The organism is Streptomyces gossypii (genome assembly GCF_025165795.1).
Taxonomy (GTDB): domain Bacteria; phylum Actinomycetota; class Actinomycetes; order Streptomycetales; family Streptomycetaceae; genus Streptomyces; species Streptomyces gossypii.
The window spans coordinates 267,996-289,632 of sequence record NZ_JAJAGO010000007.1 but is presented as its reverse complement, the minus strand read 5'-3'; the positions used below and the strand labels follow the sequence as shown (position 1 = coordinate 289,632).

The window sequence follows — 21,637 nt, the reverse complement described above, 5'->3', positions numbered from 1 at the left end:
TCCCGGTCCTTCGACCTGGCCGTGTCCTGTCACTGTGCCAGCGAAGCAGCACCATCCGGGCCGGGTGAAGCCCCGCCCCAAAGACCGCCCAGTCCACGACCGGCTCCCGCCCGCCGTCCGCCAGGGATTACGGGACGGCCCTTAGGCTGCCACTCGGCACCGGCCCTGACCCAGGAGCGCACCTCATGTTCGACCCCGCTCAGAAGCACCCGTATCCCGACGCCTTTCGACCGGACGAGGCACCTGCGCCGCATGTGCTGCTCGCGCCGCTGATCGGCTTCCTGGGCACCTGGGCCGGCCGGGGCAAGGGCGGGTACCCGACCCTCGCCGAGGACTTCGCATATGCGCAGGAGGTCACCTTCAGTCACGACGGGCGGCCCTTCCTCCACTACGAGGCACGCGCCTGGCTGCTCGGCGCGGACGACACCCCGCTGCGGCCGTCGGCCCGGGAGAGCGGCTGGTGGCGACTGCAGCCCGAAGGGCGCGTGGAGGCATTGATCACCCAGCCCACCGGCGTCGCGGAAATCATGGTCGGCCATGCGGTCGAGGGCACCCTCGACCTCACCACGCAGCAGGTGGCTCTCACGCCCACCGCCAAGGAGGTCAACGCGACCCGCCGCCGCTACACCCTGACGGGCGAGGACACGCTGGACTTCGTCCACGACCTCGCGGCGGTCGGCCGGCCGCTGCAACACCACCTTTCGGCCCATCTCAGACGCTAGGGCGGGCGTGCGACCGTAGAGGCGGGGCCGGTACCGGGTCCGGGGTCGCGAAGGGTTTGGTTGCGGCGTTGGCGTAGCGGCGGGCCAGGTGCGCGAAGGCGTCCTTGAGTTCGGTCGGGGAGACGACCTCGATGTCGGCGTCGAACCTGCCGATGGTGGCGGCCAGCCCGGGCCATGACCATGAGCCCAGTGCGAGCCGGCAGCGATTCGGGCCCAGTTCCTCGACGAGCGCATCCTGCGCGTAGCGGGCGACGTCGGCGGCGGGCAGGTCGAGGATCACCTCGCCGCGGCAGGGCCAGTCGCCCGAGCCCGCGGAGCCGCGGAATCTTCCGGCGACGAAGGCCGTCACGTCCCCTCCGGGCAGTTCACGCGGGGTGAAGCGGGGCCCCGTGGGGCTGCGCGGGGTGATCCTGTCCGCGCGGAAGGTGCGCCAGTCCTCGCGGTCGAGGTCCCAGGCGACGAGGTACCAGCGCCCGCCCCAGGTGACGAGGTGGTGTGGTTGGGCCCGGCGCGGAGTCGGTTCGGCGCGGCCGTCGTCGGTGGCTCCCGGCGGTGGCGCGGGGGCGTAGTCGAAGCGCAGTACCTCGCGGGCGTGGACCGCGGCACTGAGAGCCATGATCACGCTGCTGTCGGCCTGCGGGCCCGGCCGGGTCGCGGGCGGCTCGACGGCAGTCACCTGGAGGGTGTCGATGCGGCGGCGCAGCCGGTCGGGCATGACCTGCCGGACGGTGTTCAGCGCACGTGCCGCGGCTTCCCCGATGCCGGCGCCGGTGGCGGTGGCGATCTGGAGGGCGATGGCGAGGGCGACGGCCTGTTCGTCGTCGAACAGCAGCGGGGGCAGTTCCGCTCCGGCGTCGAGCCGGTATCCGCCGTCGGGGCCCTTGGCGGCCACGATGGGGTAGCCCAGCTCGCGCAGGCGGTCGACATCACGACGCACGGTGCGCGGGCTGACGTCCAGCCGCTCGGCCAGCAGCGCTCCGGGCCAGTCCCGGCGGGTCTGGAGCATTGAGAGCAGCGCGAGCAGTCGCGCCGAGGTCTTCGGCATGGCTCCATATTGCCGGAAGAAGCGGACACATCCTGGCCGCTTCTGCTGCGACTGTTGTCTCGTGCCAGACAGCGACACCAACCCGAAGGGCCCGAACGCCGTGACCGTCACCACCACGCCTCCCGCAACCCTCGACGCCGAGCGGGCCGACCTGCTCGCCGAGCTCGCCACCGCGCGATCCGCCCTGACCCACCCGACGCGCGGCCTCAGCGACGAGCAGCTCGGCGAGCGCCCGACGGCCGGCACGCTGTGCCTGGGCGGGCTGGTCAAGCACGTCGCGTCCATGGAGGAGGGATGGATGCGCTTCGCGGCGGAGGGCCCGTCGGCCTTGCGCTATGACCTGCCCGACGGTGTGACCTGGGACGACCTCGCAGCCGGTACGGCACGGGAGTTTCCGCAGTGGGCGATCGACCACCAGAACGACTTCCGGATGCTGCCCGGTGAGACGCTGGCCGGGATCGTCGCGCGTTACGAGCAGGTCGCTGCGGCGAGCGAGAAGACCATCGCCTCGGTCCCCGACCTGTCGACGGCACATCCGCTGCCGGAGGCACCCTGGAACGAGCCGGGAGCGGTACGCAGCGTGCGCCGGGTGCTGATCCATGTCATCGCCGAGACCGCCCAGCACGCCGGGCACGCGGACATTCTCCGCGAAGCGCTCGACGGTCAGAAGTCGAGCTGAGCGAGAGGAACGGCGTCACCGTGAAGACGGTTCTCAGCACCCGGGCGCTCAACCGCGCGACGCTGGCGAGGCAGTTGCTGCTCGACCGCGCCGACATACCGGCCCTCGACGCCGTCGCGCATCTCGGCGGCCTGCAGGCGCAGGAACCACAGGAACCGTTCACCGGACTCTGGTCGCGGCTGCGCGCGTTCGAACCGGCGGCGCTGGACGACCTGCTGACCGGGCGGAGCGTGGTGCGGACCCATCTGATGCGCCGCACCGTCCACCTGGTCACGGCCGACGACGTCCTGGCGTGGCGGGCCCGGCACGGCGCCATGCTGCGGCAACGGGTACTCGGGGTCTACCGCCGCGAGCTCGACGGGACGGACCTCGACGAACTCGCCGCCGCAGGCCGGGCGGTGATGGCCGATGACGAACCACGCTCGATGACCGGGCTCGCCCGGGCGCTCGCCGGGCGGTGGCCGACTCCGGGGCCGCGGGCGCTGGGGGAGATGCTGGTCGCCGCTCTCCTCCCGATGGCGCAGTTGCCGCCTCGCGGACTCTGGCGGACGAGGGCGGGAGTGCGCAACGTCCTGCTCTCGTCCTGGCTGGGGCGCGAGATCGACCCTCCGTCCACGGACGGCTCCGACCCGGTGGGCCAGGCGCTGGTGCGGCGCTATCTCGCCGCATACGGCCCCGCCGCCACCGCGGACCTGCGCGCCTGGTGCGGCCTCACCGGTCTGCCGGCCGCGGTCGCCGCGATGCGCGAGGAGCTGGTCAGCTTCCGCGACGAGCGCGGTCGCGAGCTGTTGGACCTCCCCGGCGCGCCGCGTCCCGACGCCGACACACCCGCCCCGGTGCGGTTCCTGCCCGCGTTCGACAACGCGATCCTCGGCTACCACGATCGCAGCCGGATCGTCGATGACGCCCACCGCGGCCTGTCCGTCTCCGGTACGCACGTCGTCCTGGTCGACGGCAGGGTCGCAGCGACCTGGAGCGTCGAGGCAGGCACCGTGAGGGTCACGCCCCTCCGCCGCCTCTCGCGCGCCGAGCGCACCGGTGTCGCCGAGCAGGGGCGGGCGCTGGCGTCGTTCCTCTCCGACGACGAGTGCGACCGCGTACGGATCGCCGCATAGCCGCGCTGAGCTGAGCGGCGGGCTGTACGCGGTAGTTACGACGAAGCAGGATTGAAACCGTTCAATCGCTCGGTCGCGCCGACCTTCGGATCCCGATGAAGGAGTATGCCTATCTGACGCCTTACCAAGAGAATCCGGCAGACTCATTGACCTACATCCTCTACGCCTCTACGTTCACGCCGTGAATCGATTCATCGTTTCTCAGTGAGGGGTCGTAGTGATCAGCAGGAGAAACATTCTGGCGGCCGCGGCGGGCACCGTGGCCGCCGCGGCGACCGACGCAGGATCAGCGGTGGCCGCACCGGCGTCCACACCAGCGGCCCGGGCGCGTACGCCGCGCGGCGGCCTGCGCGTCACCACGCCGACGGCCGAGTACGTGCGGCACCCACTCGGCCTCGACGTGCAACACCCGCGGCTGAGCTGGCCGATGGCCTCGGACAAGCCGGGCATGCGCCAGAGCGCCTATCAGATCCGGGTGGCCTCCCGCGAGTCGGGCCTGTCGGACCCGGACGTCTGGGACAGCGGAAAGGTCACCTCCGGAGAGTCCGTCCTCATCCCGTACGCGGGCCCCCGACTGAAGCCGCGGACACGCTACTTCTGGTCCGTACGCGTATGGGACGCCGAAGGCGGAGCCTCCCGCTGGAGCGCGCCGGCGTGGTGGGAGACCGGCCTCATGGAGGCTGACCAGTGGTCCGCGGAATGGATATCCGCTCCTCCGGCTCTGACCGACGCGCCGTCCCTGGAGGGAAGCGCGTGGATCTGGTACCCGGAGGGCGAACCGGCCACCAGTGCGCCCGCCGCCACCCGTTGGTTCCGCCGCACCGCCGATCTCCCGGAAGGGGTCACCGCAGCGACCCTCGCCGTCACCGCCGACAACGTCTACGCCGTCTCCGTGAACGGCACCGAGGTGGCCCGCACCGACCTGGAGACGGACAACGACGGCTGGCGCCGGCCGGCCGTCGTGGACGTCCTCGCCCAGGTGCGTTCCGGGAAGAACATCCTCGCCATCTCGGCGGCCAACGCGACCGAGGGGCCCGCCGGCCTGGTCGCCGTCCTCACCCTCCACACGGCGTCCGGCGAACAGCGCATCGTCACCGACGACTCCTGGAGGTCGACGGACAAGGAGCCCGCCGACGACTGGCGCCAGGCCGACTTCGACGACAGCGGCTGGCAGCCGGCGAAGGAGGCGGCCGCCTGGGGAGGCGGCCCCTGGGGGAAGGTCGTTCCGGCGTCGTACGCCGCCAACCAGCTGCGGCACGAGTTCAGGCTCCCGCGCAGGAAGGTCTCCCGCGCCCGCCTGTACGCCACGGCGCTCGGCCTGTACGAAGCGCACCTCAACGGCCGCCGCGTGGGCCGCGATCAGCTCGCTCCCGGCTGGACCGACTACCGCGAACGCGTCCAGTACCAGACCTACGACGTCACCAAGCTCCTGCGGCCCGGTGCCAACGCCATCGCCGCCTACGTGGCGCCGGGCTGGTACGCGGGCAACGTCGGCATGTGGGGACCTCACCAGTACGGCAAACGCCCGGCGCTGCTCGCGCAGTTGGAGGTCGAGTACACCGACGGGACGAGTGAGCGCATCACCTCGGGCACGGACTGGCGCGCCGTCTCCGGGCCGATCATCTCCGCCGACCTGCTCAACGGCGAGACGTACGACGCGCGCAAGGAGACCTCCGGCTGGACGTCACCCGGCTTCGACGACCGCGCCTGGCTCGACGTCCGCGCCGTGGACGAGGGCGCTCCCGACCTGATCGTCGCGCAGGTGGACGGCCCGGTCCGGGTGGAGAAGGAACTCCCGGCCAAGAAGGTGACCGAACCCGAGCCGGGCGTCTTCGTCTTCGACCTGGGCAAGAACATCGTCGGCTCGGTACGGCTGCGCGTCTCGGGCGAAGAGGGAACGGCCGTACGGCTGAGGCACGCCGAGGTCCTCAACCCGGACGGCACCCTCTACACCGCCAACCTGCGCACCGCCGCCGCCACCGACACGTACACCCTCAAGGGCGGTGGCGAGGAGACGTACGAACCGCGCTTCACCTTCCACGGCTTCCGCTACGTCGAGGTGACCGGCTTCCCCGGCACACCGACGGCGAAGGCCGTGACCGGTCGCGTCATGCACACGTCCGCCCCCTTCACCTTCGAGTTCGAGACCGACGTCCCGATGCTCAACAAGCTGCACGACAACATCACCTGGGGGCAGCGCGGCAACTTCCTCTCCATCCCGACGGACACGCCCGCGCGCGATGAGCGCCTGGGATGGACGGGCGACATCAACGTCTTCGCGCCCACGGCCGCCTACGCGATGGAATCGGCCCGCTTCCTCACCAAGTGGCTCGTGGACCTGCGCGACGCGCAGACCGCGGAGGGCGCGTTCACGGACGTGGCACCCATGGTCGGCACGGTCGGCCACGGGGTCGCGGGTTGGGGCGACGCGGGCGTCACCGTTCCCTGGTCCCTCTACCAGGCGTACGGAGACCGAAAGGTCCTGGAGGATGCCTGGCCCTCCGTCCAGGCATGGCTGAAGTACCTGGAGAAGCACAGCGACAAACTGCTGCGCCCGGCCAGCGGGTACGGCGACTGGCTGAACGTCTCCGACGAGACTCCGAAGGACGTCCTCGCCACCGCGTACTTCGCCCACAGCGCCGACCTCGCGGCCCGGACGGCGAAGGAACTCGGCAAGGACTCCGCCCCCTACCTCGACCTCTTCACACGCGTCCGCAAGGCGTTCCAGGACGCCTACGTCACCGACGACGGCAAGGTGAAGGGGGACACGCAGACGGCCTATGTCCTCGCCCTGTCGATGAACCTCCTGCCGGACGCGCTGCGGAAGGCGTCGGCCGACCGGCTCGTCGCGCTGATCGAGGCAAAGGACTGGCACCTGTCGACGGGCTTCCTCGGCACGCCCCGGCTGCTGCCCGTCCTCACCGACACTGGCCACACCGACGTCGCCTACCGGCTGCTCCAGCAACGCTCCTTCCCCAGCTGGGGCTACCAGATCGACAAGGGCGCCACCACGATGTGGGAACGATGGGACTCCATCCGGCCCGACGGCACCTTCCAGACCCCGGACATGAACTCCTTCAACCACTACGCCTACGGCTCGGTGGGCGAGTGGATGTACACGAACATCGCCGGCATCTCGGCGGGGCGGCCCGGCTACCGCGAGATCGTCGTCCGTCCCCGCCCCGGCGGCGAGGTCACCTCCGCCCGCGCCACGTTCTCCTCGGTCTACGGCCCGGTCTCCACGCGGTGGAAGCAGCGTTCCGGCGGCTTCGCCCTGACGTGCGCCGTGCCTCCCAACACGACCGCCGAGGTGTGGATCCCGGCGGACGCTCCGGACGCGGTCACCCACACCCCCGCGGAGTTCCTGCGCAAGGAGGACGGCTGGGTGGTGTACCAGGTCGGCTCCGGCGACCACCGCTTCACCGCGTAACGGATGGGGTGCCCTCTGAGCCTCGGAGGGCACCCTGCTGTACGTGTCAGCCCGGTGTGCGGGCAGCAGCTCCGGAGTAGCTGATGTCCGGCTGCGGCGGCCGGGCCATGTCGTTTCCGATTACCACCAGGCTCGGCATGGTGCCGTCGAGATAGCACACGCCGAAGCAGGCGTACATCGGGCCGTCCTCAAGGTAGTCGCCCGGCACCGGAGCCGTGGCGCGGGGCGCTCCGGTCTCGCCGTCGAGGATCGCGATGGACTGACGCCTGTCGTCCTCCTCGGTCCCATGTCGACCTCCCAGAGGAACTTCCCTTCGCTGGTGTATGCCTCCAGCTTCTGGGGGGCGTCTTCCGGTCGATCACGTAGTCGGACGCGCCGTCGCCGTTGAGGTCGCCGACTCAGGTGAACTTGACCTCACCGCTTTCGCGCGGCGGTATGCGGACCACCGGCTCCTCGGCGTGGTCGGCTGCGAGGGTGAATTCCCTGCTGGACTCCTGCTCCTCGCCGTCGATGACGGGTGCGCCCCGGAAGCTGCTGTCCTTGCTCAGGTCGGCCTCCGAGTCGACGTGGTTGGTTCCGCCGGTCAGGACCTCGAGTCTTTCCCAGTCGCCGCCGGATCGCTGATGACGATCACGGAAAGGTGTGGCCCGGGCGGGAACGCGACTCCCGCGTCCTGAGGGCCGACAGAGTTAAACCGTTTGCATTCCCAGGGAAAAGCAGGCACTCATGTCCACGTCAATACTTGCGGCACGCGGATCGCGTCCCGCTTGCACCACGACTGCCGGGATGCCGGTCGTCGCTGGTCAGCTGAACCACCCGCGCCCAGGGGCCCCGCATTGACGGGCGCGCTCGTTTCCGTAAGTATCAGTGTGTTCAATCGGTTACATCCCCTTGCGGGATGCAGGGAGGTCGGATGCCTCGCGCAGGCACGTCCGCGAACGGGCGGCCCCGCCCCGCCACCATCCGGGACGTGGCCGAACGCGCCGGCGTCTCGGTCGCCACCGTCTCGCGGATCCTTTCCGGCACGTACCCCAGCGCCCCCACGACGCGCGGCAGAGTGCTGCGTGCCGTGCGCGAGCTCGACTACGTCGCCAACGCACGGGCCCGTGGACTCGCGGGGGGCCAGGCCAAGAGCGTGGCCATCGTCGTCAACTCCGTCATCTCTCCGCACTACGCCCATGTCGCGCAGGGCGTGCAGGACGAGGCCGCCCGTGAGGGCAGGCTGTGCCTCGTCGGCACCACCGGCGGCGACGCGGACAGGGAACTGGCCACGGTCCAGCTGATGCGCGAAGAACACGCCGAAGCCGTGATACTCGTCGGGAACATCGTCGTCGACGACGCCTATCACGAGCGCATGGCGGGCTATGCCCGCGCGCTGGCTGCTGCCGGATCGCAGCTGGTGCTGTGCGGACGGCCCCCGCTGGGGCCCGACGTACCGGCCATCGTCGTGGAATACGACAACACCGCCGGCGCGCACGCTGTCACCAGCCACCTGCTCTCGGCGGGCCACGAGCGCATCCTGTTCCTGGGGCGGCGGGCCGGATACACCACCCCCGACAGCCGGGTGGCCGGCTACCGCGCGGCGCTTGCCGCATACCGCGTTCCGCACGACCCGGGGCTCGAGGTCGACGGCAGGATGGACCGGCAGGAGGGCTACCGCATGATGCGCGCGCGGCTCGACGAGGGGCCGCGCGACTTCACCGCCGTCTTCGCCTGCAACGACCTGATCGCCGCCGGCGCGCGCCAGGCCCTGCGCGAGCAGGGCCTCCGCATCCCCGACGACATCTCGCTGGCCGGGTTCGACGACCTTCCCTCGGCAGCCGACATCGACCTCACCACAGTGCACGTCCCGCACGAGGAACTGGGCCGCACCGCCGTCCGGCTGGCGCTGCACAGCGAGACGCCCGGCACCGTCCAGCACGTCATGCTGGGGACGCACATCGTCGTGCGCGACTCCGTCCGCCGTCGGGACGTGCTGTCGGCATAGCGCCGGCAGCTGCCCCGTGGGACACCCCCGGGGAGGTGCCGTCAGCGCTCGCCGCCCTCGCGCAGAACGGCCGCTCCGTACGGCGGCATCACCAGACGGTCCGCCTCGTACGCCTGCGCCCCGGGAGCCAGCAGGTCATGAGGCTTGGACGCGGCGGGCGCGAGCTCGACCGTCACCTCCTCCGGGGCGTGGTTGAGTAGGAAGAGATGGTCGGTGCCGTCGGCGCCGCGTCGGCGTACGGCTTCCACACTCTCGGGTGTGTCCATGACGGGTGTGACACCCGCGCCGGTCACACAGTCCAGCATGAGGCGGCGCAGCGTCTCCCTGTCGGGGGAGGTGCCGAGGTAGGTGGCGGTGCCGCTGCCGAAACGGTGCCGGGTGGCGGCTGGACCGCCGTCCTGTTCCCCGTCGGTGTACGTGGCCAGCGTCTCGGCGCCCGTGAGGTGGATGACGTCCTGCCAGTCGTTGGCCGTTCCTGTGTGCCCGGCGTGGTCCAACCCGTGGGTCTCGTCCGGCTGGAGCGGGTTGAACTCGTCGATGCCGATGCCGAGCAGGTCGCGGAAGGCGCCGGGGTGACCGCCCGGCCGTACCTGGTTGTGCTCGTCGACGATCCCCGAGAAGTACGACATGAGCAGGTGCCCACCGTCGTGCACGTAGGCGGTGAGGTTCTCCGCACCGGCATCGTCGACAAGGTAGAGGTTGGGCACGATGACCAGGCGGTAGGCGGTGAGATCGGTGTGCGGGCCGGCGAAGTCGACGGTGACGTTGGCGCCCCACAGCGGCCGGTAGTGGTCCATGACGCGGGCCTTGTGATCCACGTCGTGTGAGGGGAGATCGGGGTGGCCTTCCACCGCCCACCAGCTCTCCCAGTCCCACAGCACGGCCACCTCGGCCCGGTCGCACCGACCGCCTGCCAGACCGGCCAGCCGTGCCACGTCCTCGCCGAGGGAGACCACCTCCCGCCAGGTACGGGTACGGGTGCCGCCGTGCGGAACCATCGCCGAGTGGAAGCGCTCGGCACCGGCCCGGGACGCGCGCCACTGGAAGAACATCACCGACTCCGCCCCGCGCGCGACGGCTTGCAGAGAACGCACCCGCAACTGCCCGGCGGGACGGGCGGAGTTCCGCTCTTCGCCGACGACGGGCCCGGTGGCCGACTCCAGCAGCATCCACGGGGCGCCGCCCCGCAGAGAGCGCATGAGGTCGAAGTTGCAGGCGGAGTGCAACTGCCCTTCCGGATCCCAGGATTTGGGGTAGATGTCCAGGGACACCACGTCCTCCTCGGCCGCCCAGCGCCAGTAGTCCAGGTGCTTGAAGGAGGCCATGAAGTTAGTGGTGACCGGCAGTTGGGGCGTGTGGCGGCGGACGATATCGCGTTCGGCGGTGAAGCAGTCCAGCGCTGCCGCGTCCGAGAAGCGGGTGAAGTCCAGCTCCTGGACGGGGTTGGGAGCCCCCACCAGCCGACTGTGGCTTACCGGCGTGCCGATGTGGTCGAAGGTTTCGTAGCGCTGGCCCCAGAAAGCGGTTCCCCATGCCTCGTTGAGGTCGTCGATGCTGCCGTGGCGGTCGGCGAGCCAGCGGCGGAAGTGGGCGACCGACACGGGGCAGTGGCACCCCATCCCCATGTACTCGTTGCCGATGTGCCACATGGCCAGTGCGGGATGGCCGCCATAGCGTCCGGCCAGCTGCTCGGTGATCCGTGCGGCGTAGTAGCGGTACGCCGGCGAGGAAGGGCAGTAGTGGTGGCGGGAGCCGAAGCCGATCCTGCGGCCCTCGGCGTCGACGGGCAGCGTTTCGGGGTGTTCGTGAGCGAGCCAGGACGGTGGTGCGGAGGTGGGCGTGGCCAGATCGACGCTCACCCCGGCCTCGGCCAGGAGGTCCATCACCTCGTCCAGCCACCCGAACTCGAAGACACCGGGCCTCGGTTCCACCAGCCCCCAGGAGAACACGCCCAAGGTCACCAGATTCACCCCGGCCTCCCGCATGAGGCGGATGTCCTCCTCCCAGGTGGCGGCCGGCCACTGCTCGGGGTTGTAGTCACCGCCGTACGCCACACCCTGCAGTCGCCGGCGGAGTCTGTCCATGCGCGCGTCGGCGGGGTCGAGGCGGTTCACTGGAGCTCCTTGAGGGGGTGGGTCCTGGAGGACCGGGTAGGAGGGAGGGGATCGGCCCGCACGTGTTCGACCGTGCCGTCGGGGAAACGGACGGTCACGTTTCCTCCTGGCGCCGGGTGGGCCGCAGCGCCGGTGCGCAGGAGGGGGATGTCCCCGTACACGTCCGGATCGCTGGTGAGCACGACAAGGGTGGCCAGCAGCCGCGTACCGCCGGGGTGCCGGGGCAGGGTGAGCAAGGGCGTCGCCGAGTGCTCGCCGTACGCGTTGTGCCCGCGGGCGTGTGCGACGGTTCCCGGGACGGGAACGCCGCCGTCCTCCCACCCCAGCAGCCCCACCAGGACGCTGGTCAGGCCGTCGGCGCGGTGCGCCAGCGCCCAGCCCGGACCGCTCTCCTCCGCGGGGGGAGCGTCGTCGCCGGCCACCGCCCAGCCGCCTTCGCGTACCGGTGTTCCGGCCGGGGCCGTCACACGGTGGATGCGCACCTCCCACGGGCCGCGCACCAGGCTTGCCGTCGTGATGCACCGGGGCGGGTCGCTCTCCTGGTCCGCCGTGTCGGCGGCGTGCCAGGACGCGGCGTGCGAGTCCCCCAGGTACATCCGGTGGATACGGTTCCGGCGCGAGGGTCCGGAGGGTGAGAGCAGTGCGATCTGGTTGTCGGGACCGGGTGGTGCGTCCTTGCCGGGCGGGGTCTCGGGAGCCGCCGCGCTGGAGTACGCGAACCGGTTGTAGTGCGGGCTGGCCTGAGGAAGCCGACTCTTCTGGGAGCTTTGGGGCGCGGGCTGCAGGCGGTCGCTGCCGTGATTGACGAGCCGTACGATCCCGTCGGCGGCCGTGGAGTGCAGCAGCCAGCCGGGAGCGTCCAGGGAGATGCGCCGGTCAGCGGTGTCGACGGGCCCCGGTTCCTCGGGAGCGTTCCACACCGGGTGGTCCTCCGGCAGCAGCAGACCGAGGAAGCCCTTGCTGGCCCAGTACGGTGACGCGGGACCGGAGTAGGCCTGGGTGACCGGGAGGAAGGGGCGGTACCAGCCGAGGCTCAGCAGCCCGTCGCGGTCCGGTGCCCCGTGGTCGGCGAAGTGCTTGAGGGCGCCGGAGGCCAGCCGGCGGGTGCGGCCGGGCGACAGGGGTGTGGCGTCGGCCAGGGCACCGATCCACAACGGGGCGGCGGCGGCGTAGCGGTAGGTGAGGGAGCGGCCCTGGTGGACGGGGGCGCCGTCGGAGCCGAAGAAGTACTGGTGCGTCTCGAGGAACGTGCGCAGGCGGGCGCGATGCCTGGCAACGAGTTCCGGGTCGGCGCGGGGGCCTGCGATACGGGCCCACAGGGCGGGGTACAGGTGCATGGCCCAGCCGTTGTAGTAGTCGTACTTCTGCCCGTCGCCGTCCGTGTACCAGCCGCTCCCGCGGTACCAGTCCTCCAGCCGTGCCAGGCCGGCGTCGATCTCGGCGCGGCTGTGCGGGGCGCCGACCGAGACGAGGAACTCCTCGGTGATGACCTGGAACAGGCGCCAGTTGGAGTCGTTGGCGGTGGCTCCCACGAAGCCGCCCAGCCAGGCAGCGACGTTCTGGCGTACCGGGTCGTCGAGTTGGTCCCACAGCCACGGCCGCGTTTCGTGCAGGGCGATGGCGACGGAGGCGGCCTCGACCATGGGCTGGGCGTGGTCGGTGATGGGCGGCCAGTGCTCCGGGTGCCCGGGCTCGGTGCCGGACGCGAGGCCCGCGGAGTAGCGCAGGATCAGGTCGCGTATGACGGTGCTGCCGGGCCGGTCGCAGCCCCGGGCCCCGGCGATGCGGAAGGCGGCGAGCAGGAAGGAGCGGGCGAAGCCCTCCAGTCCGTCGCTCCACCCGCCGGAGTGGCTGGCCCGGCCGGGGAGGCGGTACTGGGCCAGACCGGGAGTGGCGTAGGGGAGGAGAGCGTCGAGAAGGTTGTCGGCCGAGGCTTCCCAGTGCGCCCGGGTGTAGGCCGTGTAGGGAGACAGCGTGAAGTCGGGGGGCGGTGTGAGACCGGTGTCGTGCGAAGAGCGCGCGGTCGTCAAGTCGGCTCATCTCCTTTGTGGGTCCGGTGGGTCCGGTGGGCTCCAACGTGGGCGGGCCCACGCTCTTCCGTACGACGATGGGGGTGCTGAGTACGTGTCGCGCGTGCCGGTGGTATTGCGGGCTCGTGCAGGGGCCGGGTGTACGGCGGCACAGCCCCAGTCCTGCGCCCTGCCGCCCGCCGCCCTGCCGCTTCACGAGTTGGCGGCGTACTCCTTGGTGAACTCCTCGGTCATCTTGTCGCCGCCACGTGAGCGCCACTTCTTGACGGCGGCGTCGTACTCGGACAGCGGGGCGCGTCCGGCGACGACCGAGGTGATCGTGTCCGTCATCAGCGACTTGAGGGTGGCGCCCTTGGTGCTCGCGGTATTCGACCGGAGTCCGTAGGAAGGCTTGCGGATGGAGACCGGCACCACCTTCTGCTGCCAGGCGTGCAGATCACGCACGACATCCGGCATGCCGGGCACGAAGAGCACCTGAGGCCCCTCCGCCAGGTACTTGAAGGGCAGGTTGGTGATGTTCTCCACCTCGCCCAGCTTCGTCACCTCCGGAGAGCCGTCCTTGCCGCGCTTGAAGTGCGTGCCCTCCACCCCGTAGTGCAGGAGCTCCCATTCCTTCGTGCCGAACGGGGCTGCCAGATAGTCGAGGACGCGTAGGAGCAGCTGAATCCGTTCCTTTTTCGCCTTCTTCAGGATGGTCTGGCCGAAGGAGCGCCGGGAGCTGACGAGTCCGCCCGGAGTGCCGTTCACGCTGTACGGCAGTGAGGCGGCCGGCGTGAACAGGCCACGGGAGTCGGGGAAGACCTGCTGGTAGCTGCCGAATCCGTTCTGCAGGGAGGCGACGGTGCCGTTGAGGAACAGGGTGTCCAGATCCGGGGTCGACATCGACGCCCCCTCCGGGTGATAGAGGCCGCTCTTGCGCAGCTTGGCCTGGAAGGCGACGGCCGCCCGGAAGCGCTCGTCCCCGTAGGCGCTGTGGAATGTGCCGCTCTTGTCCACGGACCACTCCGACGGGGCGTTGTGGGCCGCGGCGTGCACCGCGTTGCCGTAACCGGATCCGGCGGCGGCGCCCAGGGCGAACTTCTTGCCGCGTGTCGCCTTCTCCGCGACGGTGGTGAAGTCCTCCGCGGACCAGCCTTCCTTCATGCCCGCGTCGGTGAACGTGCCCTCGTTGACCCACAGGGTCGAGCCGGGGACCGGGCGCTCCAGGGGGACACCGTAGATGCGCCCGCCGATGCGGCCCATGTCGCGCCAGGCGTGCGTGGGGATGTTGGCGAGGTTGGGGTAGTCCGCGGCGGCGTCGCCCGACAGGAACTCCGACAGATCCTGGGCTCGCCGCTGCACGAACTCCGGCTCGCGGGGCAGGACGAACCCGTGGAACAGGTTGATGATGTCCGGCAGCGCCTCGGGGTCGTCGGCCAGCACCGTGGCCATCTTCTTCTGGTAGTCGCTCTGCGGGACGATGGTGAACTCGATCTTGACGCCCAGTGCTTCCTCGACGGCCTTCCAGTAGCGGTTCTCGCCGCGGCCCTTGGGCGGTGTGCCGAAGGTGAGGCTCATGACTCTGATGGTGGAGCCGTCGCCCGGCTTGCGGGAGACCGACCGGGACAGATCCGACGGGTAGGACGTGTAGCCGGGCTGGACGCCCTCGTCGGTGGGGGCGAGATCCGGCTTGGCCCCCGCGACGGCCTTGTACGCGGGCCAGGGGGCGAGCTTCTTGCCGGAGTTGGAGACGTCCCCGCCCTCCGAGCCGGAGGAGCAGCCGGTCAGCAGACCGGGGACGGCGACGGCGGTGCCCGCTGCGGTGATCGACTGCAGGAGAGTGCGTCGGGACATGCTGGACATGAGGGTGTGGCCTTTCCGATCGGGGCTAAGAGACTCTCAATGCTTGTCAGCTCTTGATGGCGCCGGTGAGAACGCCCTTGGTGAAGTACTTCTGCAGGAAGGGGTAGACGAGCAGGATGGGCACCACGGCGATGACGAGGATCGCCATCTGGATCGTCTGTGGCGCGTTCACCGTGCCCTCGCCGGTGGTGGTGTCCGTCAGCCCGGCGCCCGAGATGACGTAGGTGCGCAAGACCTGCTGGAGCGGCCAGTGGTCGCTCTCGAGGAAGAGTGAGGCGTAGAACCACGAGTTCCAGTACGTCACTGCGTAGAAGAGGCCGATCACCGCGAGGGCGGCCTTCGACAGGGGCAGCACGATCGTCCACAGCACGCGGAGGTCCGAGGCACCGTCCAGCCGGGCCGCCTCGTACAGCTCCTCGGGGATGCCCTGGAAGAAGCCACGCAGAACCACCAGGTTGAACACGTTCACCAGTACGGGAAGGATCAGCGAGGCGTACGAGTCCAGCAGTCCGAGTTCCTTGACCAGCAGGAAGCTCGGAATCATGCCCGGCGGGAAGAGAAACGTGAACAGGATGAGGATCAGGAAGGGCTTGCCGCCGAAGACGCCGGGGCGGCACAGGGCGTAGGCGAGCGTCACGGTGCAGGCGAGGCTGAGCAGGGTGCCGATGACGGTGACGCCGACACTGACGCCGAGGGCATGGGTGACGATGCCGCCCTCGAAAATGTCGCGGTAGGCCTGGAGTGTGGGTTCCGTCGGCCACAGCACCCAGCCGCCGTTCTCCACCACCTCGCGCTGGGAGGCGAGCGAGGTCGACACGATGACGAGGAAGGGTACGCAGACGATCAGCACGACAACGATGAGGGCCACCGCCTTGGCCGCCTGGGTGAGGGGCTTCGGCTTCTCCATCCAGGAGGGCCGGACCTGAGTGCTCACTTGTAGACCCCCGATTCACCGAGGCGGTGGGCGACCTTGTTGGCCGCGTAGACGAGCAGGGCACCCATCAGGCCCTTGAACAGGCCCGCGGCGGTCGCGAAGCCGTAGTCGCCGCCGACAACGCCCTGGTAGTAGACAAAGGTGTCGATGATCTCCGCGGCCTCGGGTCCCACCGCGTCGCGTTGGAGGAGCATCTGCTCGAAGCCGACGGAGAGGATCTCGCCCAGACGCATGATGAGCAGCAGGATGACCACCGGGCGGATCGCGGGCAGGGTGACGTGCCAGAAGCGCCGCCAGGGACCGGCTCCGTCGATCGCGGAAGCCTCCAGCAGCTGCTCATCGACCTGGGTGAGGGCCGCCAGGAAGATGATGGTGCCCCAGCCGGCGTCCTTCCAGATCACCTGGGCCACGACCAGTGGCTTGAAGGCGTCGGGATTGCCGATGACGTCCACGGTGCTCAGGCCGGCGTCGCCGAGGAAGCTGTTCATCAGGCCGGTGTCGCCCAGCATCTGCTGGAAGAGGGCGACCACGATCACCCACGAGATGAAGTGCGGCAGATAGGCCACCGACTGCACGAATCGGCGGACGGTGGACCAGGTGAGACTGTGCAGGAGCAGAGCCAGGGCGAGGGGGACGGGAAAGTAGAAGACGAGCTGCAGTACCGAGATCACCAGGGTGTTGACTACCGCGTCCCAGAACTCGGCGTTGCCGAACATCCGCTGGAAGTTCTCGAAGCCGATCCACGGGCTGCCCCAGACCCCGTCGAAGGGCACGTACTCCTTGAACGCGATGGCGCTCCCGAACAGCGCGCCGTACTGGAACAGGAGGAAGTACGCGAGGCCCGGCACCATGAGTGCCGTGAGCGTCCAGTTCCGCTGTCGGTGAAAACCTTTTCGCTTGGTTGAAGCGCCTGGCGGGTGGTGACGGGAAGGGCGGCCTGCCGTCGTTTTCCCAGGGCGCTCGCGTAGCGGCGATGCCACGGAGCCTCCTCGATCGTGAAGGGAATGCATGGGAAGTTAAAACGCTTACACAGGAGGGTCAATACCTCTGGCGCATCTTTCGCGCAGGGGCGGGTAGCCGGTGCGAGGTGCGGGGGTGCGGTGCTCAGGCCTGGGTGCGCGCGGCCTCCGCCGAGACCGAGTAGCGTGGGGGGAGTCCGTGCGCGATGCGTCGCAGCTCGTCGACGGCCAGCCGTCCCAGCGCCCGGCGCTCGCCGCCGATGGTTCCGGCGACGTGCCCGGTGAGCATGACGTTCGGCAGGGTGTAGAGCGGTGAACCGGGCGCGGGCGGTTCCTTGGTGGTGACATCGAGTACGGCGAACAGGTCCGGCCGTTCGAAGAGCACCTCGATCATTGCCTCCTCGTCGATCACACCGCCGCGCGCCGTGTTGATGAGGGTCGCGCCCTCGGGCAGCAGCCGGAGCAACTCCCCGGTGATCAGCTTCTCGGTACGGCCCGGGATGAGGGGCGTGTGGATGCTGAGGACGCGGGAACGCGAGACCATCTCGGGCAGGCCGTCCGCTCGGATCACGTCTGCCGCGCGGAAGACACTCTCGTCCTGGTAGGGGTCCCAGGCCAGAATCTCCGACTCCAGCCCGTGCAGCCGGTGTGCGGCCTTCCGGGCGGTCGACCCGAAGGACACCAGGCCGATGTTCTGGCGGTAGATCCCGGGTACCGCCTCCATCGACGGGTACTCACCCTTCTCGACGATGTGACGCGACCGGCGGTGGGCGTCCTTGAGGGCGAGCACCGTCTGGGCGTAGACGAACTCGGCGACGGGCTCGTTGTTCACCTCGGCAGCCGAGGTCACGACCAGGCCGCGCTCCCAGACGGAGTCGCTGACCAGGCGGCGGATGGAGCCGGCGGCGTACACGACGGTACGCAGGGACGGCAGTTCGTCGAGCACCTCCCGTGTCAGCTGTGGCGCACCCCAGGAGGTGACCAGCACCTCCCCTTCACGGCGCCGTGGATGGGCCAGCAGCGCCGGGCCGTTCTCGCAGTCGGCGACGACATCCACCGTGCGGGTCAGCTCTTCCCACTCGGCACGCCCGAACAGATCGGCGCGCAGGGTGGCGGGCATGACCACCATTGCTCGCGGGGGACACGGTGAGGGGTCCGACGTCACGTTCTTCTTCCTCCTGAAGTGAAGTCACAGACGCGTGCCGGCCCGGCTGTTGTCCGGGCGGGGCTGCGTCGCGCAGATCGGTTCGTCCTGCGCCCGGTTCGAGGTGCGCAAGTCGGAACCACGTGCTGGCTGACCGGCAGTGATGCTCTCGGACGGGCCCGCCGCACGGGCGACACCGTCGAAGGAGCCGCCGACCAGCTGATGGGATGGAGCGATCCAGTCCGCGTGGGACGGTGTTGTGGATTGTGCACCGTCGAGGGTAGCCAGGGCTACAGTTCCGGCAAAGATCGCTGAACTTTGCTTCATGAGTGAGCATAAGCAATCACCTCATGAGCGGGCTCGGGCCTCGGACGCGACTCGTCGGTAGTCGCCAGCTTCCGCACATTTGCTGGTCATGGGCGTTCGCGCGAGATCTGGGGCCCCAGGGGGCCCGGTGCGGGACACGAACTCTGTTCCAGGTCTGGTTCATGCGAGCGGACTGGTGTATCCATGTGACCACTGCTGAGCCAAAGAGGAGTGGAAGTCGGCACGACGAGACGCCAGGAATCCCTGGCGCGCGTCCGCCAGGGATTAAGGGACAGCCCTCACGGCTGCCCGGCCCGGATCTCTCCCCGCTGGGTTCTCCTCTGGGTTTTCTCCGCTCCGCCGCACTCCTGAACGGCCCCCTGAAGCCCCGTTCGTCCAACCGTCTCCTCCAGAAAACACTGCCGCACTGTCCGCGATCACTCGGTAAGCGCTATCAGTCCTTGCCTTCGAAGGAGTTGAACACCGTGGGACAACTCAGCCGACGCTCCGTGCTGGCCTCGGCCGCCGCGGGCGGTGCCACCGCCCTGCTGGCCTCGTCCGCGAGCCCGTCGCATGCTGCCGCGCCCAGCAGCCCGCAGCAGCCCCTCGCCGATCCGAAGGGGCATGACCCCATCGGTCTGAAATGGCTCGAAGGCGGCAACCCGGCCGAGCTGGCCGGTGGGACGACCTGGGGCGTGCCGTGGGCAAAGGGCTCCTTCGCGCCCGGCCAGGAGTTCTCGCTGACCACGGAGTCGGGTGACGCGGTCCCGATGCAGAGCTGGCCCATCGGCTGGTGGCCGGACGGCTCGGTGAAGTGGACGGCCCACTCCGTCGGCGGAAGCACCCCGAGCGGTGACCGTTACGTACTGAAGGCCGGGTCGGCCCAGAACCCCGCGAAACCGCTGACCGTCCGTACCACCAGGGGCGGAATCACCGTGGACACCGGTGTGGTCCAGGTGACCTTCGGCCGCGAGGGCGAACATCTCGTCAAGTCCATCAAACGCGGCAGCAAGGTAGTCGCCGAGGCCGGCTGCCTGGTCGCCTCCCGGCAGGACAAGTCCAGCACCGACCGCGCGGCGGTGGTCAAATCCGAGTCGTTCACCGGGGACGTGCAGTCGGCACACGTCGAGCAGGACGGCCCGGTGCGCGCCGTGATCAAGGTCTGGGGCAAGCACCGCAAGGGCCGCCGCGCCTGGCTCCCCTTCGTCGTGCGGTTCTACTTGTACGCGGGCTCCGACGCCATCCGCGTGGTGCACAGCTTCATCTACGACGGCAACCCGGAGATGGACTTCGTCAACGGCCTCGGTGTGCGGTTCGCGGTGCCGATGCGCGGTGCGCCGCACGACCGGCACGTCCGCTTCGCCGGAGAGGGCAAGGGCGTTTTCGCCGAGGCCGTGCGCGGTATCACCGGACTGCGCCGCAACCCGGGGGACGCGGTCAAGAAGGCGCAGTACGAGGGCAAGGCGACCCCGGAGACCAGCACCTGGGACAGCCGGGTCACCGACCGCCTGCACTGGATCCCCGCCTTCGGCGACTACAGCCTGCGCCAGCTCAACGCCCACGGCTTCGAGATCCACAAGCGCACCAAAAAGGGCCACGCCTGGATCCGGTCCGACGGCGGGCGGCGTGCCGAGGGACTCGCCTATGTGGGTTCCCCCGCCGGCGGCCTCGCCTTCGGCATGCGGAACTTCTGGCAACTGCACCCGACCGAGCTGGAGGTCACGGGTGCCGCCGGAGACGAGGCGCAGGCCACCGTCTGGATGTGGTCACCGCGGGCAGGCGCGATGGACGTGCGCTTCTTCCACGACGGCCTTGGACAGGACACGTACGAGAAGCAACTCGACGCGCTGGAGATCACCTATGAGGACTACGAGCCCGGTTACGACACCCCGCACGGTGTCGCACGCACCACAGAGCTGACGTTCTGGGCCCTGGAGGCGACCCCCACGGCCGAGCGCTTCACCGAACTCGCCGCGGCGAACGCGACACCGCCCCTGCTGGTGGCGAGCCCCGAACACCTCCATTCGGCCGGGGTCTTCGGCTCATGGACCCCGGTGGACCGCTCGAGCGACGCGAAGAAGCAGCTGGAGGACAGGCTCGAAGCCATCCATCGCTACCACCGGGAGCAGGTCGACCAGCGCTCCTGGTACGGCTTCTGGGACTACGGGGACGTCATGCACAGCTACGACGACGTCCGCCACGTATGGCGGTATGACGTCGGCGGCTACGCCTGGGACAACTCCGAGCTCTCCACCGACCTGTGGCTGTGGTATCACTACCTGCGCACCGGCGACGCGAAGGCGTTCCGCCTCGCCGAGGCGATGACCCGGCACACCGGCGAGGTCGACGTCTACCACCTGGGCAGATACAAGGGTCTGGGTACCCGGCACGGCGTCCAGCACTGGGGTGACAGTGCCAAGCAGGTCCGCATCAGCAACGCGGGCTACCGGCGGATGTACTACTTCCTTACCGCCGACGAGCGTGTCGGTGACCTGCTGCACGACCTCATCGATTCGGACCGGACCTTCCTGACCGTCGACCCGGGACGCAAGGTGCGGGAGGAGCCCATCGACCCCCATCCCAAGGCACTGTCGGTGGGCAAGACCACCGACTGGGGCGCAATGGCACTGGCCTGGCTCACCGAGTGGGAGCGCAACGGTGACCCGATAGCCAAGAAGAAACTGATCAACGGCGCCACCACCCTCGCCGCGCTACCGAACGGATGGGCCCAGGGCGGAGAACTCACCTACAACCTGTCCGACGGCAAGTTCTCCTCGGCGACCGAGCCGAGCGTGAGCGTGGGCTCCCTGAACTGTGTGTTCGGCCTGATCGAGCTGATGACGGAGTTGCTGGACCTGGTCGACCTCCCGGAGGCGAAGGACCAGTGGCTGATGTACTGCCGCCTCTACAACGGCACCAAGGAAGAGCAGAGGGAAGCCACCGGTGACGACTGGGGCAGCCAGAACCTGCGCCAGTCGTACTCCAGGGCCACCGCCTACGCCGCGAAGCACATGGACGACGACAGGCTCGCCGCACGCGCCTGGGCGGAGCTGCGCACGGGCCACGCGGGCTATCCCGACGACCAGGACTTCGGGTCCAAGCGCGTCGAAGGGCCGAGCGTGCTCAACCCCGTCGACGAAGCGGATTTCAGCAGCAACGCGAGCGCACAGTACGGTCTTGCTGTCATCCAGTGCCTCGCACTCGTTGGAGACCATCTTGACTAGGGTCTGTCCGGCTCGCGCGACAGCGCACTGTGCTCATTTGCTCCATTCTGGAGCATGATCGCTCAGATTCCTCTAAGATGCTGAAGATCTACTCACGGAGAAGGCC

Annotated in this window: 14 protein-coding genes; 6 read left to right on the top strand and 8 right to left on the bottom strand. The window is 69.5% G+C overall.

The window, feature by feature from the left end:
• Nucleotides 1-185: 185 nt before the first annotated feature.
• Complete coding sequence (locus LHJ74_RS17025) at nucleotides 186-722, top strand: nitrobindin family protein (protein WP_260218886.1); 537 nt, start codon at nucleotides 186-188, stop codon at nucleotides 720-722.
• On the opposite strand, the gene LHJ74_RS17020 is transcribed toward LHJ74_RS17025, so the two are convergent.
• The gene (locus tag LHJ74_RS17020; protein ID WP_260218885.1) at nucleotides 712-1,767 is read right to left on the bottom strand and encodes a helix-turn-helix transcriptional regulator; all 1,056 of its coding nucleotides are present in this window, start codon (nucleotides 1,765-1,767) and stop codon (nucleotides 712-714) included. The genes LHJ74_RS17025 and LHJ74_RS17020 overlap by 11 nt on opposite strands.
• 100 nt (nucleotides 1,768-1,867) lie before the next feature.
• On the opposite strand from LHJ74_RS17020, the gene LHJ74_RS17015 reads away from it, so the two are divergent.
• From LHJ74_RS17015 to LHJ74_RS17005, 3 genes are all read left to right on the top strand, one after another.
• A complete protein-coding gene (locus LHJ74_RS17015) occupies nucleotides 1,868-2,446 on the top strand; it encodes a DinB family protein (protein ID WP_260219039.1) in 579 nt (192 codons plus the stop codon).
• Between the two features lie 20 nt (nucleotides 2,447-2,466).
• On the top strand, nucleotides 2,467-3,561 hold the full coding sequence (locus LHJ74_RS17010) for a winged helix DNA-binding domain-containing protein (RefSeq protein WP_260218884.1): 1,095 nt from the start codon (nucleotides 2,467-2,469) through the stop codon (nucleotides 3,559-3,561).
• Nucleotides 3,562-3,778: 217 nt separating this feature from the next.
• Nucleotides 3,779-6,991, top strand: a complete 3,213-nt coding sequence (locus tag LHJ74_RS17005) for an alpha-L-rhamnosidase (protein ID WP_260218883.1) — start codon at nucleotides 3,779-3,781, stop codon at nucleotides 6,989-6,991.
• Nucleotides 6,992-7,037: 46 nt separating this feature from the next.
• On the opposite strand, the gene LHJ74_RS17000 is transcribed toward LHJ74_RS17005, so the two are convergent.
• Entirely contained in the window at nucleotides 7,038-7,199 is a 162-nt protein-coding gene (locus LHJ74_RS17000; protein WP_260218882.1) for a hypothetical protein, read from the bottom strand.
• 762 nt (nucleotides 7,200-7,961) lie between these two features.
• Here LHJ74_RS17000 and LHJ74_RS16995 point away from each other — a divergent pair.
• Nucleotides 7,962-8,978 carry a LacI family DNA-binding transcriptional regulator gene (locus LHJ74_RS16995; protein ID WP_311203311.1) on the top strand — a complete coding sequence of 339 codons (1,017 nt, stop codon included), beginning with the start codon at nucleotides 7,962-7,964 and terminating at the stop codon, nucleotides 8,976-8,978.
• Between the two features lie 41 nt (nucleotides 8,979-9,019).
• Here the strand turns inward: LHJ74_RS16995 and LHJ74_RS16990 are convergent, their stop codons facing one another.
• From LHJ74_RS16990 to LHJ74_RS16965, 6 genes are all read right to left on the bottom strand, one after another.
• Nucleotides 9,020-11,092 carry a beta-galactosidase gene (locus tag LHJ74_RS16990; protein ID WP_260218880.1) on the bottom strand — a complete coding sequence of 691 codons (2,073 nt, stop codon included), beginning with the start codon at nucleotides 11,090-11,092 and terminating at the stop codon, nucleotides 9,020-9,022.
• A complete protein-coding gene (locus tag LHJ74_RS16985) occupies nucleotides 11,089-13,122 on the bottom strand; it encodes a DUF2264 domain-containing protein (RefSeq protein WP_260218879.1) in 2,034 nt (677 codons plus the stop codon). The genes LHJ74_RS16990 and LHJ74_RS16985 overlap by 4 nt, the downstream gene beginning before the upstream one ends.
• Before the next feature lie 192 nt (nucleotides 13,123-13,314).
• The gene (locus tag LHJ74_RS16980; protein WP_260218878.1) at nucleotides 13,315-14,964 is read right to left on the bottom strand and encodes an extracellular solute-binding protein; all 1,650 of its coding nucleotides are present in this window, start codon (nucleotides 14,962-14,964) and stop codon (nucleotides 13,315-13,317) included.
• A 46-nt stretch (nucleotides 14,965-15,010) separates the two neighbouring features.
• Entirely contained in the window at nucleotides 15,011-15,898 is an 888-nt protein-coding gene (locus LHJ74_RS16975; protein WP_260218877.1) for a carbohydrate ABC transporter permease, read from the bottom strand.
• Complete coding sequence (locus LHJ74_RS16970) at nucleotides 15,895-16,749, bottom strand: ABC transporter permease (RefSeq protein ID WP_260218876.1); 855 nt, start codon at nucleotides 16,747-16,749, stop codon at nucleotides 15,895-15,897. The genes LHJ74_RS16975 and LHJ74_RS16970 overlap by 4 nt, the downstream gene beginning before the upstream one ends.
• A 253-nt stretch (nucleotides 16,750-17,002) precedes the next feature.
• Nucleotides 17,003-17,977, bottom strand: a complete 975-nt coding sequence (locus LHJ74_RS16965) for a hydroxyacid dehydrogenase (protein ID WP_260218875.1) — start codon at nucleotides 17,975-17,977, stop codon at nucleotides 17,003-17,005.
• 815 nt (nucleotides 17,978-18,792) lie between these two features.
• Here LHJ74_RS16965 and LHJ74_RS16960 point away from each other — a divergent pair.
• Entirely contained in the window at nucleotides 18,793-21,531 is a 2,739-nt protein-coding gene (locus LHJ74_RS16960; protein WP_260218874.1) for an exo-rhamnogalacturonan lyase family protein, read from the top strand.
• The last annotated feature ends 106 nt before the right edge of the window (nucleotides 21,532-21,637 follow it).

Excerpts from the sequence above, each read along its gene's own strand:
- LHJ74_RS16965 (WP_260218875.1), bottom strand. The coding sequence starts at position 17,977 with ATGCCCGCCACCCTGCGCGCCGATCTGTTCGGGCGTGCCGAGTGGGAA.
- LHJ74_RS17020 (WP_260218885.1), bottom strand. The coding sequence starts at position 1,767 with ATGCCGAAGACCTCGGCGCGACTGCTCGCGCTGCTCTCAATGCTCCAG.
- LHJ74_RS16980 (WP_260218878.1), bottom strand. The coding sequence starts at position 14,964 with ATGTCCAGCATGTCCCGACGCACTCTCCTGCAGTCGATCACCGCAGCG.
- LHJ74_RS16970 (WP_260218876.1), bottom strand. The coding sequence starts at position 16,749 with ATGGTGCCGGGCCTCGCGTACTTCCTCCTGTTCCAGTACGGCGCGCTG.
- LHJ74_RS17025 (WP_260218886.1), top strand. The coding sequence starts at position 186 with ATGTTCGACCCCGCTCAGAAGCACCCGTATCCCGACGCCTTTCGACCG.